We start from the raw sequence: 16,567 nt of genomic DNA on the forward strand, positions 1-16,567 counted from the left end.
GTGCCCCACCCACACGTCCGACACCCACCGGCTCAGCGCGCGGTCAGCCTCCACAGATGGTCGGCGGTTCCGTTGTCGTCCCACTGGAGTACCTGGGCACCGGACGCCGTACTCATCTGATCGACCCCGAGAAGCCGTCCGCTGTTGTAGTTGGCGATCTTGTAGTACCCGTCACGGGCGGGGATGAGCTGCCAGAGGTGGTCGGCCGTGCCGTTGTCACCCCAGACCAGCGCGGTGCCGCCGGAGGCGGTGCCGGCGTTGGTGATGCCGAGCAGCAGCCCGCTCTTCTGGTTGACGATCTTGTAGAGCCCCGAACCGGCGGCCACCAGCGTCCAGTTCTGGTCCGTGCCGGTCGTGGAGGTCGCCTGGACCACCGAAGTCCCCTGCGCGGTGCCCGCGTTGAGGGTGTCCAGCGCGAGACCGCTGTTCTTGTTGGTGATCTGGTACCGCCCGGCCAGTGACGTGGACGTGCCGCTTGGCGTGATCACCAGGTGGTAGCCGTCCGACGCGTTCATCGTCACCGGGACCGTGATCGAGCCGCCCGAGACCGTGTAGTCGGCGTCCGAGATCGTGATCGGGCCCGGAGAAGCGGTCGTACGGCCGGTGTTGGGCGTGTACTCCAGCTTCACGTGGACCGTACCGCCGAACGCGGACAGCGACGACAGGCCGTTGACCGTCACCGCGCAGGAACCCGCGCAGCCGCCCGCGATCACGCTGAGCTGGTTGCCCGAGCCGTTGAGAGAGGCGATGCCGTCGATGCCGGTCTGCGCCGGGGGAGTGGTGACCACCATGTTCCCCGACATGTCGCCGTACCACTTGTACATCCAGTACGAGCCGTTGGGCGATCCGCCGGTGTCGGTGAGGGTGTCGCCGAGGGTGCCGTAGTGGTTCCAGAAGGCGAGCTCGGCGTCATGCACGCCCGCCCGCTCGAACTTGGCGACATAGCCGATGAGCGAGCCCGGTATGCCCATCTCGGACGGCTCGGCGTACTCCTCGATGGAGATCGGCCGCGGGCTGATGCCGAGGCTCGACTCCAGCGCGCGGTACGCCGAGACATGCGCGGCGATGTCCTTGCTGCCCTGGAGCTCGTGCCAGGCGATGACGTCGGGGACGGTCCCGCCGGCCTTGGCGTCGGTGAGGAAGGTCGTCATCCACGACTGGTTCCACGCCGAGTAACTCGGGCCCTGGATCGGCGTCGTGGCGTCCTTCGCCCGGACCTCCTTGTACGTCCGCGCCCAACCGGCGTCGAAGGCGCCCGCGTTGGTGGTGTCCCACGTCCAGTCCGGTTCGTTCCACAGCTCGTAGGCGGCGATGTTCGTGGCGCCGGAGGACTTCACCGAGGCGATCTGCTTGTCCACCGCCGACAGCCAGTCGGACCAGCTCACCCACTTGTAGGGGAAGTTGGGGTACCAGTCCGGCATCCGGACGACCACCTTGGCGCCGGCCCGGGCCGCCTTGGGGGCCACGACGAGCGCGTCACCGGCCGGCGAGGGCTCGCCGTTGGGCAGCTGCGAGCCGCCCGGGGCCATCTGCACGAAGGTGTTCGGCTTCAGCGCGTTGGTCAGGCTGTCGGAGGGGGTGCTGTCGCTGGCGAGACCGTAGAGGCTGCCGGTGGCGACATGGGTGACCGAGCGCAGGGTCTGGTTGGCGTTGACCACCAGGGTGGTGGAGGAGGTCGGGACCGCCTGCGCCGGAGCGGCGGTGGCGAGTCCCGCCGCGGCGAGCGCGGTGGTGGCGAGGGCGGCCGTGAGGCGCGCGTGTCTGATACTGCGGCTCATTGAGGGATCTCCTGAGGAGAGGAGGAGGGGGAGGGGGAGAAGGACCTTCCTGGGGGCGAACGTGCCGGGGCGGGCCTGCCCGGGGGGCGGGCTCAGTCCTTGACCGCGCCCGCGGTGACCCCCGCGGCCACATAGCGCTGGGCGAGTACCAGCAGGACCGCCGCGGGGACGGACGCGACGACGGCGGTGGCCATGATCGCGTTCCATTCCTGGTTGTTGTTGCCGATGTACTTGTAGATGCCGAGGGTGATCGGCCTGAGGTCGCCGCCGCTGTCGAGGGTGTTGGCGAAGACGAAGTCGGACCAGGCCCACAGGAAGCTGAAGAGGGAGACGGTGACCAGGGCGTTGCGGCTGACCGGGAGCACGACCGACCAGAAGGTGCGGAACGTGCCCGCGCCGTCGATGCGGGAGGCCGCGATGAGCTCACCGGGGATGCCGGACATGAACGCCGTGAAGATCATGACTCCGAACGGCACGGCGATGGTGGAGTCGGCGATGATCAGCCCCCACCAGGAGTTGAGCAGACCGAGGTCCAGGAAGATGCCGTAGAAGCCCATCGCCATGACGATGCCGGGGATCATCTGGGCGACCAGCAGGGCGAGTCCGAGCGCGCCCCCGCCCCACGGCCGCAGCTTGGCCAGCGCGTACCCGGCCGGGGCGGCGAGCAGGAGCGTGAGCGCGACCGTGCCCAGACCGATGAGGAGGCTGGTGCCCAGGTAGGGCATCTGGTCGTCGAGGACGGCGCGGTAGCCCTCGAAGGTGGGGTGCAGCGGCAGCAGGTCCGGCGGATCCTTGCGCATGTCCTGCTGCGGGGTGAGCGACACGTTGATCATCCAGTACACCGGGAACAGCATCACGGCGGTGAGCAGGAGCCCGATGACGGTGTAACGGCGCTTGCCGGTACGGGAGTTCACGCTTCCTGCCTCCTCTGGACGCGGATGTACAGCAGGCCGAAGACGAGGGCGATCAGGATGAGGATGTTGCCGACCGCCGCGCCGGGGCCGAACTTGGGCAGCAGGCTGCCGAAGCCGAGCTGGTACGACCAGGTCGCGAGCGTGGAGGAGGAGTCGTCGGGGCCGCCCTTGGTCATGATCCAGATCAGGTCGAACACCTTGAGGGTGTAGACGAGTCCGAGCAGCAGGGTGATCGCCGAGACGGGGCGCAGCAGCGGGAAGGTGATCCGGCGGAACTGCTGCCAGGCGCTCGCCCCGTCCAGGGAGGCGGCCTCGTACAGCTCGCCCGGGATGTTCTGGAGTCCGCTGTAGAGGATGACCAGGTTGAACGGGATGCCGATCCAGATGTTGGCGATCACGACCGAGGTCAGCGCCCAGTCCGGCGAGGTGAGCCAGTCGACGGGGGAGGCGCCGACCAGTCCGAGGGCGTAGTTGATGACGCCGGACTCGCTGTTGAACATCCACGACCAGGTGGACGCCGACACGATCAGCGGGAGCAGCCACGGGATCAGGAACAGGGCCCTCAGGGTGCCGGCGAGGCGGAAGTGCCGGTTGAAGAAGACGGCCAGCGCGAGCCCGAGGACGTACTGGAAGGCGATCGACACGAAGGTGAACAGCATGGTGTGCCGTAGCGCCGGCCCGAACGTCGGATCGTCGAGGACCGTACGGAAGTTGTCCCAGCCGGAGAACGGCGCGTCACCGGCGACGAAGGAGCGGACCGTGTAGTCGCGCAGGCTCAGGTCGAGGTTGCGGTAGAGGGGATAGACGTAGAACGCGGCCAGGTAGACGGCCAGCGGGGCGAGGAACGCGAGGGCGGTCAGCCGGCTCCTGCGGCGCCGGCGACGGCGCAGCGCGCGGATCTCCGCCTCCTCGGCGGTGCCGGTCGCCCCGGACCTGGTGGCCGGGGCCCGCTGGGGACGGTGGCCGACGCGGGCGGTGGTCATGTGAACTCCTGGATGCGGGTGGCCTGCCCCGGGCGAGGGCTGTCTGCACGATCGCGCCGGGGCGGGCCACTGTGGAGGGAGCCGAGCGTCAGCTCGTGCCCTTGCCGGCGGCCGTCTGCGCGGTGTCGAGCGCGTCCTGGGGGCTCTTGCCGCCGGACACCGCGGACTGGACGGCGGTCCACATCGGCTGGGAGATCGTCGGGTACTTGGTGCCGAGGCCGCCGCTGGTGCGACCGCGGGCCGAGGCCACCGCGTCGACCCACGGCTTGAGCGCCGGGTTGGCCTTGACCTGCTCGGACTGCACGGCCGCGGTGGGCGCGACGTACGCCAGGGTGGTGTCCGTGGCCAGCAGGTTGGCGGAGTTGGTGAGACAGGTGACGATCTTCTTGCTCACGTCGTAGCGCGAGGTGTCCTTCTGCACCGGGACGGTGACGAACTCGCCGCCCGTCGGCACGGGCGCCGAACCGCCGTGCTGCGCCGGGATGCTGAGGACGCCGTAGCCGAAGCCGGCCTTCTCGGCGTTGCCGAGCTGCCAGGTGCCGTTCTCGCCGAACGCGTACTCGCCGGTGGCGAACTCCTGCCAGCTGGTCGTCTGGGTGTTCTGGAGGACGTCCTTGGGCGCGTAGCCCTCGTCGACCCAGTCCTTCCACAGGGTCAGCGCGGCGACGCCCTGCGACGAGTTGAGCTTGGTGAGGTCACCGCCGGCGCCCCAGAACCACGGCAGGAACTGGAAGCTGCCCTCCTCGGTGTTGATGGCGGAGAAGGTGATGCCCTTCTTCCCGGCCGCCTTGACCTTCTTCAGGGCCGCCGTCAGCGACGCCCAGTCCTTGATGGAGGCCGGGTCGACCTTCGCCGCGGACAACACGTTCTTGTTGTAGTAGAGGGCGAGCGTGTTCGCACCGATCGGGACGCCGTACGAGGCACCGTCGATGGTGCCCGCGCCGATGATGTTCTTCTGGATCGACGCCGTGTCCAGGCCCAGGTCGCTCGTCTTGTTGAGGATGCCCGCCTCCACCAGCGTGGAGACCACCGGGTTGTCCACGAGCATCACGTCGGGGGCGTTGCCCTGCTGGGCGGCGAGCAGCGCCTTGTTGCCCAGGTCGGTGGTGTCGTACGGCGTGCGCTTGACGGTGACCCCGGCATCGGTACCGCACTTGCTCACGAGCTTGCCCCACGCCGAGGAGGCGTCGAACTGCGGGTACGGGTCCCAGAAGGTGTACGTCCCGCCGGTGCTGCCCGACCCGGAGGAGGCGGAGTCGGACCCGCCGCCGCAGGCCGCGACGGAGGTGAGCGCGCCGATGGCGGCTATGGCGGTGATCAGGGTACGGCGGGACTTTCTCACGGTGACCTCGTTGTCTCGGCTCGGCGGAGAGGAAGCGCGGGGGGAGGGGTGGGGTGGAGCGGGGGAGGTGGAGCAGGGGGGCTCAGGTGGTGGAGAGGGGTGAAGCAGGGGGGCTCAGGTGGTGGAGAGGGGTGAAGCAGGGGGGCTCAGGTGGTGGAGAGGGGTGAAGCAGGGGGCAGGTGGTGGAGAGAGGTGGAGCAGGGGGGCAGGTGGTGGAGCGTGGGGGTTCAGGAGGTGGGCAGCCAGACGCGCATGCTGCCGTCCCGGCGGTTGGCCCACGCGTAGTAGGGGATCGCGGTCAGTTCGAGCGGTTCGCCGGGTGTCGTCGGCGCTTCGGTGTCCTCCGCGCTCCGGTACGGCCACCAGCCGGTCTCGGGGAGCCGGCGGCGATGTCCGGCGGCCACCACGGTGGTGACTCCGCCCAGCAGGTCCGGGCGGTGCTTCACGGCGAGCGGGCGGGTGGTGTCGATGACCAGGTCGTCGAGACCGCCGCCCGGGTGGTCGACCTGTTCCAGGCAGTAGACGAGCGGCCCGCGCTCGATCGCCACGCAGCCGCGCACGGCGTCCACCCGAGGGTCGGCGGCGGTGAGACGCGGCTCCATGCCGAGGTCGAGCACGACCTGGTCGCCGGCCGTCCAGGTCCGCTCCAGCCGCAGCCAGCCGTCGGTCACGGGCGCGTCCGTCCGGTCGTACACCGTCTCGCCGACCCGCACCTGGAAGTCGCGGCACCACTGCGGGACGCGCAGCGACAGCGTCCAGGGCCGGTCGGCCGGGCTCTCCTCGACGGTCAGGGCGATCGTGCCCTGCCAGGGGTAGTCGGTCTCGGCGGTGACGGCGACGGGTGTCCCGCCGAGGTCGCCGGCGTAGCGGCCGGTGACGTACTGGTGGATCTGCAGACCGCCGGCGTCGGCGGAGGCGAGGTAGTGCTCCAGGGACGCCATCAGCCGCATGACGTTCGGCGGGCAGCACGCGCACTTGAACCAGCGGGTGCGGCGCGCCGACTGGTCGCCGCCGGGGTCGGTGTGCCCGTCGCGCACCTGGAGCGGATTGACGTACAACCAGCGCTCGCCGTCCAGCGACACCCCCGCGAGGAACCCGTTGAACAGGGTGCGCTCGATCAGGTCGGAATAGCGGGCCTCGCCGGTCAGCAGGGCCATGCGCCAGCTCCACTGGACGGAGGCGATGGCGGCGCAGGTCTCGCAGTAGGCCCGCTCGTTGGGCAGCTCGTACGGGTCGCCGAAGTCCTCCTCGTCGTGGTGGGCGCCGAGCCCGCCGGTGAGGTGGGTCTTCGCGGCCGTCATCGCCGTCCACAGCCGCTCCGCGGCGGCCCGCAGCTCCTCGTCCCCCGTCTCGGTGGCCAGGTCGGTGGCGGCGGCCAGCAGGTACAACTGGCGTACGGCGTGCCCCTCGACGTCGGTCGCCTCGCGCAGCGGCACCCGGTCCTGGCAGTACGCCTCGCCGCCGAGCAGGCCGTGGCCGAAGCGGTCGACGAAGTAGCCGGCCAGGTCCAGGTAGCGGCGCTCGCCGGTCTCCCGGTACAGCTCGACCAGGGCGGTCTCGATCTCGGGGTGGCCGTCGATGCCGTCGATCGGCTTGCCGGTGTCCGGCAGACCGAAGACCGAGTCGACGTGGTCGGCGAACCGGCGTGCCACGTCCAGGAGTTCGTCGCGGCCGGTGGCCCGGTGGTGGGCCACCGCGGCCTGGATCAGATGCCCGGCGCAGTACAGCTCGTGACCCCAGCGCAGGTCCCTGTACCGTTCACCGCCCTTGAGGAGCTGGAACCACGTGTTGAGGTAGCCGTCGCTCTGCTGCGCGGCGGTCACGAGGGTGACGATGCGGTCGACGTCCGCGCCGAGCGCCTCGTCCTCCCCCTGACCGAGCTGCCAGGCGGCGGCCTCCAGCCACTTGTAGACGTCCGAGTCCACGAACGGGTAGGCGCCCTTGAACTCGCCCTCGGCGATGCCCGCCACCACGCGCAGGTTGTGCAGGTTGCCCGCCGACTCCAGCAGGCCGGGGCCCTGGGGGACGGAGGTGCGTGCGTTGACCTGGCGGCGGGTGTCCCAGAAGCCGTCACGCAGCTCCACGGCGACGGGAGCGAGCGCGGCGTGGGCCCCGGCGCCCGGACCGAGGCGGACCGGACCCGTGGAGCCGCGTCCCGGTCCGGGCGAGGCCGGGGACGGGGGCGTGGGCACGGTGGAACGTGGGCGGGGCATGGCTCTCCGGACAGCTAGGTGGGAGGCGGGTGGGCGGACGCACAGGGGGTGCGGTGCCGTCCCGGAACCGGACACTGCTCGACGGCTCCGACCCGATTGCGCAATCGTTTTTCTAGGCGGAAACGTAGGAACCAGGCAGGCTGGAGTCAAGAGGTGTGGCGCATGTATTTACTGGTGCATCAGCCAGGCTGGTCAGCGCGGGCGATCGGTGTCAGGATGAACGCCGTCCATGGTGTCCAGGAAAAGGGTTGCGCGTGACCGCCGTTCCAGGTTCTCCCCCAACAGGGCGGGCGAAGCTCGCCGACGTCGCCAAGCTGGCCGGTGTGAGCGTCGGGACGGCTTCCAAGGCGCTGAGCGGCAGCGGCAGGATGCGGCCCGAGACCAGGCAGCGGGTGCTGGACGCGGTGGCGGCGCTCGACTTCCGGCCCAACCAGCACGCCCAGAGCCTGCACACCGGGCGCAGCTGGACCGTCGGGCTGATGACCACCGACGGCATCGGCCGCTTCAGCACGCCGGTCCTGCTCGGGGCCGAGGACGCGCTCGGCGCCGGGAAGATCTCGGTGCTGCTGTGCGACACCCGCGGCGACGCGATCCGCGAGCAGCACCACCTGAGCAACCTCATGGACCGCCGGGTCGACGGCATCATCGTGACCGGCCGCCGCACCGACCCGCGCCCGCCCCTGAAGGGGATCGAGCCGATCCCGACGGTGTACGCCCTCTCGCCGTCCACCGACCCGGACGACATCTCCGTCGTCTCCGACGACCGCAGCGGAGCCCGGCTCGCCGTCGAGCACCTCATGGCGACCGGCCGCACCCGGATCGCGCACATCACCGGCCCGGCACACCACGCGGCCGCCCACGACCGCGCCCGCCACACGGTCGACCTCCTCGACGAGGCCTCACTCCAACTCGCCACTGGACGCGTCCACTTCGGGGAGTGGAGCGAGGCCTGGGGGCGCCGCGCCGCCGAGGCCGTCCTGCGTACGGCGCCCGACACCGACGCCTTCTTCTGCGGCAACGACCAGATCGCCCGGGGCGTCGCCGACACCCTGCGGGAGAAGGGCCTGGACGTCCCCGGCCAGGTGGCCATCGTGGGCTACGACAACTGGGACATCATGGCCCTGGCCAGCCGCCCGCCCCTGACGACGATCGACACCGACCTCGGCGAGATCGGCAGACAGGCCGCTCTCCGACTCCTGGACGCCATCGGCGCGGAACCGGAGCCCGGGGTGCACACGGTGCCGTGCCGGCTCGTGGTGCGGGAGTCGACCTGAGCGGGTGTCCGGCGGGTGGGGGGCGTGGGTGCCGCCGGTGGTGGACGCTCACTGCCTGAGGCGCCGAACGCCCGTGTAGGTCAAGGGCGTTCGGCGCTCGCCGTCGCAGTAGCCCGGCACAGGGTGCGGGCCCCTCCGGTCAGCAGGTGGAGTTGGTCTGGGTGAGCAGTCCCAGCCGCCAGGGCAGGCTGTTGTAGTCACCGCCGGCGTTGGGATCCTTGCCCTGGTACAGGTACTGGAGCTTGCAGGCGGGGATCGTGAGCGTCTGGTCGTAACCCGCGCGGATCATCTCGCCGTGACTGATGTCCCGGCTCCAAGTACCCGCGGGGAAGGTCACGTTGCCCGACTTGGCGAACGGGTTGCTCTCGGACGCGGCCAGGGGCGACCACGCGCCGGCGAGGCTGCTCGACGTCCAGGAACGGAAGTAGCGCCGGCCGTCCGAGCCGATCGCCTCGACGAGGAGCAGGTACTGGTTGCTGCCCTGCACCTTGTACACGTTGCTCGCCTCGAACAGCGCGTACTTGGAGTCCTGGGCCGCGATGACGGTGTTGGTGAAGCCGTTCGGGAACTGGCCCACGGTCGTCTGGGACCGGTAGAGATGACCGTTGTCGTCCGAGGAGAACAGGTAGCAGTCGGCGCTGTCGCAGATCACCCACATGTCGACCCAGTAGCCGTTGCCGATGTTCTGCCGGATGATGTCGGGCATCGACGAGTAGAAGTTCTTCGGGGCGCTCCACCCGTTGGGGTTGCTGATGTCGGGGTTCGTCGAGTACGACGCGTTGCCGGTCTGGTAGACGAGGTACCACAGGCGTTGCGGGGCGTTGTAGAAGACCTGCGGCGCGGCCCGGTACCCGGCGCCGATGGCGGTGCGGTCCAGGTAGTGGTGGGTGGCCGAGCCCGCCTGGGACCAGTCGGAGAAGCTCAGGTACACCAGGTTGTACCCGGCGGCGTTCGCGGTGCTCGCGAACACGTGGTACTTGCCGTTGTAGTACACGACCGACGGGTCCTTGATCCCGGCGACGGTGTGGGTGGCGTCCGACTTGGGGGAGATCAGGGGTCCGCTGGAGCTCCAGCGGAAGGACGAGGGGAGTGCCGCGGCCGACCGGACGTCGGCTCGCTGTGCTGCCGAGGCGGTGCCGCCCAGGGCGGTGAGCGTCGACTGGTAGGCGGGCTTCTTGTTGCCGTTCCGGTCGAACAGCAGCGGGTTCTCGCCGCTGCGCCAGGAGTCGCTGTCGCGGATGCCCCAGACGGTGATGCCGGTGCAGCGGGCCACGTTCATACAGGCCCGCACCGTGTTCGCGTACGCGGTCGCGGGCGCCTGTGCGATGTCCAGTTCGGTGATCTGGACGTCCACGCCGAGGGCGGCGAAGTTCGCCAGTGTCGTCTGGAAGCCGGCCGGCGGACCGCCCGTACCGAAGTGGGACTGGAGTCCGACGCAGTCGATGGGCACGCCGCGCGCCTTGAAGTCGCGCACCATGCGGTAGACGCCCTGGGTCTTGGCGTCGCTCCAGTTCTCGATGTTGTAGTCGTTGTAGCAGAGCTTGGCCGACGGGTCGGCCGAGCGTGCGGTCCGGAAGGCCTCCTCGATGAAGCCGGTGCCCAGCACGTCCCGGAAGACCGAGCTGCGCATCTGGCCGCTGCCGCCGTCGGCGAAGGCCTCGTTGACCACGTCCCAGGCGTAGACCTTGCCCTTGTAGTGGTTCATCACCTGGGTGATGTGGTTGTTCATGACGCTGCGCAGGGTGTTGGCGTCCCTGATGGAGCTGACCCAGGACGGCAGTTGCTGGTGCCAGACCAGGGTGTGTCCGCGCAGACGCTGCCCTCGGGACGCGGCCCGGTTGGCGATCTGGTCGCCGGGACCGAAGGTGAACTGGCCGCGGGAGCGCTCGACGGTGTCCCACTTCATCTCGTTCTCGGGCGTGACCGAGTTGAACTCGCGGTCCAGGATCCCGGTGTACGTGCCGTCGCCGAGCCGTCCGGCGGCCACGGCGGTGCCGAAGTACCGTCCGGACTGGGCTGCCTGGGCGCCCAGCGTGGAGGCGCGGACGTCGTCGGATGCGGCGCTCGCGGCGCCGGGAGTGACCAGCGCTGCCACGGCCAGCAGGGACAACACCGAGGCTCGGCGACGGCCGAGCCTTTTCAGAGGGTTCATGGTTCTCCTCGTGCGGGTGAGTGGGGGGTTGCGCCGTGCGATCGACGGGACGGGGGTCAGGGCGTCGACAGCTCGAACCGCGGGACGCGGACCGCGCCGCCGAGCGCCTGGGTGGCGTGGTTGAAGAGGGCGAACCGGTAACCCATGAAGAAGCGCCAGTCGTTGCCCAGGGAGAAGGCGGGCCCGAGCCGGGTGAAGCGGGTGCCGTCGGTGCTGTAGGAGAAGGTGCCGGAGCGGGCCGCGCCGGGGCGGATGTCCGCGGTCGCGCGCAGCCAGACGCTGCCCGCCGGTACGGGCGTGCCCGCGACTTCGGTGCCGGTGCCCGTCGTATTCCAACTGCCGTCCATGGTGAGCCCGTTGACCATGACCAAGCGTGTCGTGCCGCCGTCGCGTTTGAGGCCGATCCACGCGGAGGAGTCACGCAGCAGCGCGAGTCCCGCGCGGTCGCCGTCGCGCATCGCCGAGGGGTCCAGTTGGACGGTGGCGGTGGAGGTGGGTCCCTGGATGCGGTGCGTGAGGGTGTTGCGGGCCCAGTACAGGTCGTTGGTGACGGTCGCGGTCCGCAGGGTCAGGCCGTTGCCGGCGGACCACCTGGTGTTGTCGGGGTTGTGGTTCCACTCCCACCTCGGCCCGAGGGTCGCGCGGTCGAAGGTGTCCACGCCGGTCATGGGGGTGACCTGCCGGGGCGGAGCGGGTACGGCCGGGGCCGGATACGACACGCCCCAGGCGCCGTCGACCAGTTGCACGACGGGCCAGCCGTCCGAGGTCCAGGTGACCGGCGCGAGCACCGGCACCCGGCCGCCGGGGTAGGCGTCCACGAAGGCCATGTAGTACCAGGCGCCGCCCTGCGTCTGCACCAGCCCGCCCTGGTGCGGGACACCGCCGCCGGGGATCGGCCCGCGCAGGTCCAGGAGGACCTGTCGCATCGCGTACGGGCCGAAAGGGCCGCCCGACGACTTCAGGACGTACTGCCCGTTGGCCGGGCGGGTCAGGAAGATGTAGTACTGCCCGTTGATCCGGTAGAAGCGGGAGCCCTCCAGGGTGCCGACACTCGACGGTGTGGTGAACACCTGCTGGGCGCGGACCTGGGTACGGCCGTCGGGAGAGAGCTGGGCCACGCTGATCGTGCCGTTGCCGTACGCCACGTACAGGGTGTCGTCGGTGTCCACGAGCAGCCCGGCGTCGTAGTACGGCGTGCTGATGGTCGTCAGTCTGCTCCACGGCCCCTCGGCGGCGGTGGCGGTGTAGACGTACGTCCGGGCGAAGTCGATCTGGCCGAGCCAGTAGAAGGTCCTGTTGCTCGGGCGGTAGGCCAGTGACGACGCCCAGATCCCTCTGACGTATCCCCGCGCTCCGTTGAGGTCGTACTTGGCGCCGAAGTCGAGGACGGGTACCGAGTGGCCGGCGATCTCCCAGTTCACGAGGTCGTACGAGCGCAGGACGGGCGCGCCCGGAGAGTAGTGCATGGTCGAGGCCGAGGCGTAGTAGGTGCCGCCGACGCGGATGACGTCGATGTCCGCGAAGTCCTGCCAGACGACCGGGTTCGTGTACGACACCGCGGCCGCGGGGGCCGGTCCTCGGGCGGGAGCAAGGAGAGCGCCGCCGGCCAGGCCGGCGGCGGCGGTCAGTGCACGGCGGCGGTCCATGTATTGGCGAGGGCATGACATATCCATGTGTCGTTCTCTCTGCGAGGGAGCGCGGTGGGGGAGGGCTGATCCTGCTCGTTCGAGAGTGCGAACGCCGGTGGTGTGGTGAGCAACCAGGATGGTAGGAGGCCCACACATCCCGTCAATACCTCTCGCATGATTCGCCGTTGGGCTCGAAATATTTCGAACCTCCAAGGGTTCGAATGCGGTCGGATGAGCTTCTTCTTCCCGGACAGTGTTGACATGTCCAGCGCGATCCCTAGCATCCGTACAGCCGAGCATCCGGAATCGGCTCGAAATTTCGAACCGCCGACAAGAGTCCACTGAGTGGCGTCGGTCGGACCTGTGCAGTGGTCATCCCCTGTCTGCCCACGAAAGGAGAGCACGGTGCCCCGACCCACTGGCGGACGACTGCTCCGTATTCTCGCGGCCACCACGCTGGCCGTCACCGCGTCCTTGACGGTCTCCGCGTCCGCGACCGCTACGGCCGCCGCCCCCGGCAGTCCAGCCCTCACCCCGCCGCTGGGGTGGAACAGTTGGAACAGCTTCGGGTGCGGGATCACCGAGGCGCAGGTCCGTCAGGCCGCCGACGCGATGGTGTCGTCGGGCATGCGGGACGCCGGCTACCGGTACGTCGTGGTCGACGACTGCTGGTTCGACCCGCAGCGCGACGCGGCGGGCAACCTGCGGGCGAACGCGACCAAGTTCCCCGGCGGGATGAAGGCGCTCGGCGACTACATCCACGCCAAAGGCCTGAAGTTCGGCATCTACCAGGTGCCGGGCGAGCGCACCTGTGCCCAGACCACCGGCGCCTATCCGGGGTCGACGGGTAGCCGGGGACACGAGGTTCAGGACGCCGCCACGTTCGCGTCATGGGGCGTCGACTACCTCAAGTACGACTGGTGCTCCTCCAGCGGCACCCGCGACGAACAGGTCGCACGGTTCACGCTGATGCGCGACGCCCTGCGGGCCACCGGACGGCCGATCGTCTACAGCATCAACCCCAACAGCTTCCACGCCATCACCGGCGCCGGCTACAACTGGGGCGAGGTCGCCGACCTGTGGCGGACGACCGAGGACCTGCTCGACATCTGGCAGAACGGCAACACCAACAGCTACCCCATGGGCGTCGGCAACGTCCTGGACATCACCGCACCGCTGGCGGCGCAGTCCGGCCCCGGGCACTGGAACGACCCCGACATGCTGGTGGTGGGCCGTCCCGGCCTGTCCCTGACGGAGTCCCGCGCGCACTTCGCCCTGTGGGCGCTGCTGGCCGCACCGCTCATGGCGGGCAACGACATCCGCACCATGTCCGCCGACGTGAGCGCGATCCTGCGCAACCCGCGTCTGCTGGCGGTGAACCAGGACCCGCTGGGCGCCGGCGGACGCCGGGTACGGGACGACGGCAACGTCGAGATCCTCGCCAAGCCGCTGTCCGACGGCTCGGTCGCCGTGGGCCTGTTCAACCGGGGATCCGCGACGGCGACGGTCACCACCACGGCCGCCCAAGTCGGTCTGTCCGGCGGCCCGTTCACCCTGACCGACCTGTGGACCGGCGGCGTGTCCAGCACCGCCGGCCAGATCTCGGCGAGCGTGCCCGCGCACGGCGTGGCCGCCTTCCGGGTGACCGGCGGCAGCCAGACGCCGTCCACCACCTCCCGGCTGCGCGGCAACGCCTCCGGCCGCTGCGCGGACGTGGACAACGCCTCCACCGCCGCCGGGGCCACGGTGCTGCTCTGGGACTGCCACACCGCAGCCAACCAGCTGTGGACCACCTGGGCCGGCGGCGAGATCCGCGTCTACGGCGACAAGTGCCTGGACGCCTACAACCAGGGGACCGCCGACGGCACCCGGGTCATCACCTGGACCTGCAACGGCCAGGACAACCAGAAATGGACCGCCGGCTCCGACGGCACGATCCGCAACCTCCACGCGGGCCTGTGCCTCGACACCGACGGGTCAGGCACCGCCAACGGCACCCCGCTCCTCCTGCGGACATGCAACGGCCAGGCCGGCCAGAAGTGGAGCCGGGCGTGAGCCACCCGACACCCCCCACACGAAGGGCAGTTGGACGATGACGAGGACAAGAACCCTGTTATGGCCCGCAATGGTCGCGGTGCTGCTCGTCCTGAGCCTGGCCGGCACGGCACTGGGCCGTGGCCAGGCCGACACCACCCGGCTCACACCCGCCGCCGCGAGCACCGGCTGCGGCAAGGCCCCCACTCTGACGAGTGGCACGTACACGATCCAGAGCGGCGGCAAGAACCGCAGCTTCATCCTGAAGCTCCCGGACGGCTACGACCGCAACCACGCCTACCGACTGGTCTTCGGATTCCACTGGCTGGGCGGCACCTCCACCGATGTCGCCACGGGCCGCACGGTGGACACGGGCACCTGGGCCTACTACGGCCTCCAGCGACTGGCGAACAACAGCGCCGTCTTCGTCGCGCCACAAGGCCTCAACAACGGCTGGGCCAACTCCGGCGGCGAGGACGTCACCTTCGTCGACGACATGCTCCGCCGGATCGAGAACGACCTGTGCGTCGACACCACCCAGCGCTTCGCGCTCGGCTTCAGCTACGGCGCCGCCATGTCGTACGCCCTCGCATGTGCCCGTGCCACGGTCTTCCGCGCGGTCGCGGTGCAGAGCGGCGGACAGTTGAGCGGATGCAGCGGCGGCACCCAGCCCATCGCCTATCTCGGAGTGCACGGACTCAGGGACAACGTCCTCGGCATCTCCGGCGGCCGGACCCTTCGCGACAGGTTCGTCAGGAACAACGGCTGCACTCCCCAGAACCCGCCCGAGCCCGCCCAGGGCAGCCTGACACACCGGATCACCACCTACGCGGGCTGCTCGGCCGGACATCCGGTCGCCTGGGCCGCCTTCGACGAGGGCCACATCGCGGCCCCGCAGGACGGGGCCCCCGGTGACAGCGGCAGGACCTGGGTGCCGGGAGAGGTGTGGAAGTTCTTCACACAGTTCCAGAGCTCCGACCCTTCTCCCGGAACCGCCACCTGCCGCGTCACCGACACGGTCAGCGCGTGGAACAACGGACTGACCTCGAACATCACCATCACCAACACCGGACCCACCCCGATCGACGGCTGGTCCCTGCTCTTCACCCTGCCCGGCGGCCAGGCCATCACCTCCGGCTGGAACGCGGACTTCTCGCCCGCCTCGGGCCAGGTCACGGCCAGAAACCTCTCCCACAACGCCACGATCGCACCGGGCACCTCGGTCGGCATCGGCTTCCAGGCCACACACACCGGAGCCACGGCCGCACCGGCATCGTTCACCCTCAACGGCACCAGCTGCGAAGTCACGGTGAGCTGACCGCGCCAGAGGCGGCGCGTCGGACCACCGACCTTCTGACGTCCTACTCGTCGAGGAACTGATGGTCCTGGCTCGCGGCCCGGATCGTCACCGAACCTTCGCGGACCTGCCATTCACTCATCCCGTCGATTTCGTGGCTGACGAGAAACAGGCCGACGATCAGGTCGTTGTCGTCGTCCGAGGCCGGAATCCGAGCCAGGCTCCGCAGTTGCTCAAGAAACCAGTCGAGAGACTGAGCGGCTATCTCGGCCCCGAAGAAGACCCAGTTGGTGAAGTTGTACTGCCTCGGCGGAAAGGACCAACCACCGCTGTACGTCCGGTCGGCATCGTCCGCTTCGATGATCTCTCTTACCTGGCTGAGCTGCTCGTCGTCGCACTCCAGCCAGCCTCTGATCCGGACGATAACACCCACGGCGCTCGTTCTCCCCTACATGCCGGGCCGTATTCCATAGCGGTGGCCACAGCCTTGCGGTCACCGCATGGTCGGGCCCGTGGCGTGGGTAGGGCCCGGGCATGGGAGACAACGAGGTCGTTCCGGAGAAGGTGGCATGGGTTCTGGTGCGTGGCGGGCGGGTGTTGGTGACGCGGAACCGGGGTGTGGAGCTGTTCTACTTCCCCGGTGGGAAGCGTGAGCCGGGCGAGTCCGATGCCGAGACCTTGGCGCGCGAGATCGACGAGGAACTCCAGTCCCGGGTCGACACCGCCACGATGACGCACGTGGGCACCTTCGAGACGCGGAGGGACCATGACGGCCGCCCCGAGTTCCGGATGATCTGCTACACCGCCGAGTACGCCGGCCCACTGCTTCCCGCGCGGGAGATCGCCGAGTCGGACTGGTTCGGCTACGACGATCGTGCGCGGGTCTCGCCGGTGGACCAGTTGGTGTTCGACATGCTGCGCGCCTCCGGCCAACTCTCCTGAAGGCTGCGGT

Annotated in this window: 12 protein-coding genes; 4 read left to right on the top strand and 8 right to left on the bottom strand. The window is 69.6% G+C overall.

The annotated features are described in order from the left end of the window. Positions 1-32: 32 nt before the first annotated feature. The 5 genes from AC2XR2_RS42040 to AC2XR2_RS42060 form a co-directional block, all read right to left on the bottom strand. Complete coding sequence (locus tag AC2XR2_RS42040; RefSeq protein ID WP_491518027.1) at positions 33-1,778, bottom strand: RICIN domain-containing protein; 1,746 nt, start codon at positions 1,776-1,778, stop codon at positions 33-35. Positions 1,779-1,870: 92 nt separating this feature from the next. Then, positions 1,871-2,692: a carbohydrate ABC transporter permease gene (locus AC2XR2_RS42045; RefSeq protein ID WP_330262331.1), complete on the bottom strand. Its 822-nt coding sequence runs from the start codon at positions 2,690-2,692 to the stop codon at positions 1,871-1,873. After that, a complete protein-coding gene (locus AC2XR2_RS42050; RefSeq protein ID WP_381302686.1) occupies positions 2,689-3,675 on the bottom strand; it encodes a carbohydrate ABC transporter permease in 987 nt (328 codons plus the stop codon). Before AC2XR2_RS42050 ends, AC2XR2_RS42045 begins: the two co-directional genes overlap by 4 nt. Positions 3,676-3,763: 88 nt before the next feature. Continuing rightward, a complete protein-coding gene (locus AC2XR2_RS42055) occupies positions 3,764-5,017 on the bottom strand; it encodes a sugar ABC transporter substrate-binding protein (protein WP_491518028.1) in 1,254 nt (417 codons plus the stop codon). A 227-nt stretch (positions 5,018-5,244) separates the two neighbouring features. Then, complete coding sequence (locus AC2XR2_RS42060) at positions 5,245-7,230, bottom strand: glycoside hydrolase family 127 protein (RefSeq protein WP_491518029.1); 1,986 nt, start codon at positions 7,228-7,230, stop codon at positions 5,245-5,247. A 254-nt stretch (positions 7,231-7,484) separates the two neighbouring features. Between AC2XR2_RS42060 and AC2XR2_RS42065 the strand changes: the two genes are divergently transcribed. Beyond that, the gene (locus tag AC2XR2_RS42065) at positions 7,485-8,504 is read left to right on the top strand and encodes a LacI family DNA-binding transcriptional regulator (RefSeq protein ID WP_330262327.1); all 1,020 of its coding nucleotides are present in this window, start codon (positions 7,485-7,487) and stop codon (positions 8,502-8,504) included. A 139-nt stretch (positions 8,505-8,643) separates the two neighbouring features. Here AC2XR2_RS42065 and AC2XR2_RS42070 read toward each other — a convergent pair whose 3' ends face one another. After that, positions 8,644-10,656 (bottom strand): glycoside hydrolase, encoded by a 2,013-nt coding sequence (locus AC2XR2_RS42070; RefSeq protein ID WP_491518030.1) that lies wholly within the window; start codon positions 10,654-10,656, stop codon positions 8,644-8,646. A gap of 56 nt (positions 10,657-10,712) precedes the next feature. Next, positions 10,713-12,302 (bottom strand): glycoside hydrolase family 43 protein, encoded by a 1,590-nt coding sequence (locus AC2XR2_RS42075; RefSeq protein ID WP_491518031.1) that lies wholly within the window; start codon positions 12,300-12,302, stop codon positions 10,713-10,715. A gap of 387 nt (positions 12,303-12,689) precedes the next feature. On the opposite strand from AC2XR2_RS42075, the gene AC2XR2_RS42080 reads away from it, so the two are divergent. Both AC2XR2_RS42080 and AC2XR2_RS42085 read left to right on the top strand, forming a co-directional pair. After that, the gene (locus AC2XR2_RS42080; protein WP_491518032.1) at positions 12,690-14,339 is read left to right on the top strand and encodes a glycoside hydrolase family 27 protein; all 1,650 of its coding nucleotides are present in this window, start codon (positions 12,690-12,692) and stop codon (positions 14,337-14,339) included. Positions 14,340-14,376: 37 nt separating this feature from the next. Then, positions 14,377-15,636 carry a CE1 family esterase gene (locus tag AC2XR2_RS42085; protein WP_491518033.1) on the top strand — a complete coding sequence of 420 codons (1,260 nt, stop codon included), beginning with the start codon at positions 14,377-14,379 and terminating at the stop codon, positions 15,634-15,636. A gap of 43 nt (positions 15,637-15,679) precedes the next feature. On the opposite strand, the gene AC2XR2_RS42090 is transcribed toward AC2XR2_RS42085, so the two are convergent. Further along, positions 15,680-16,048: a hypothetical protein gene (locus AC2XR2_RS42090; protein WP_491518034.1), complete on the bottom strand. Its 369-nt coding sequence runs from the start codon at positions 16,046-16,048 to the stop codon at positions 15,680-15,682. Positions 16,049-16,149: 101 nt separating this feature from the next. Here AC2XR2_RS42090 and AC2XR2_RS42095 point away from each other — a divergent pair, with 101 nt between their 5' ends. Next, positions 16,150-16,557, top strand: a complete 408-nt coding sequence (locus AC2XR2_RS42095; protein ID WP_491518035.1) for an NUDIX hydrolase — start codon at positions 16,150-16,152, stop codon at positions 16,555-16,557. Positions 16,558-16,567 lie beyond the last annotated feature (10 nt).

This window comes from Streptomyces sp. LS-MS-L19 (genome assembly GCF_058382285.1).

What these genes read in the sequence shown, in the direction of transcription:
- AC2XR2_RS42040 (WP_491518027.1), bottom strand. Translation starts at nt 1,778, where the DNA reads ATGAGCCGCAGTATCAGACACGCGCGCCTCACGGCCGCCCTCGCCACC.
- AC2XR2_RS42050 (WP_381302686.1), bottom strand. Translation starts at nt 3,675, where the DNA reads ATGACCACCGCCCGCGTCGGCCACCGTCCCCAGCGGGCCCCGGCCACC.
- AC2XR2_RS42060 (WP_491518029.1), bottom strand. Translation starts at nt 7,230, where the DNA reads ATGCCCCGCCCACGTTCCACCGTGCCCACGCCCCCGTCCCCGGCCTCG.
- AC2XR2_RS42070 (WP_491518030.1), bottom strand. Translation starts at nt 10,656, where the DNA reads ATGAACCCTCTGAAAAGGCTCGGCCGTCGCCGAGCCTCGGTGTTGTCC.
- AC2XR2_RS42075 (WP_491518031.1), bottom strand. Translation starts at nt 12,302, where the DNA reads ATGGACCGCCGCCGTGCACTGACCGCCGCCGCCGGCCTGGCCGGCGGC.
- AC2XR2_RS42085 (WP_491518033.1), top strand. Translation starts at nt 14,377, where the DNA reads ATGACGAGGACAAGAACCCTGTTATGGCCCGCAATGGTCGCGGTGCTG.
- AC2XR2_RS42095 (WP_491518035.1), top strand. Translation starts at nt 16,150, where the DNA reads ATGGGAGACAACGAGGTCGTTCCGGAGAAGGTGGCATGGGTTCTGGTG.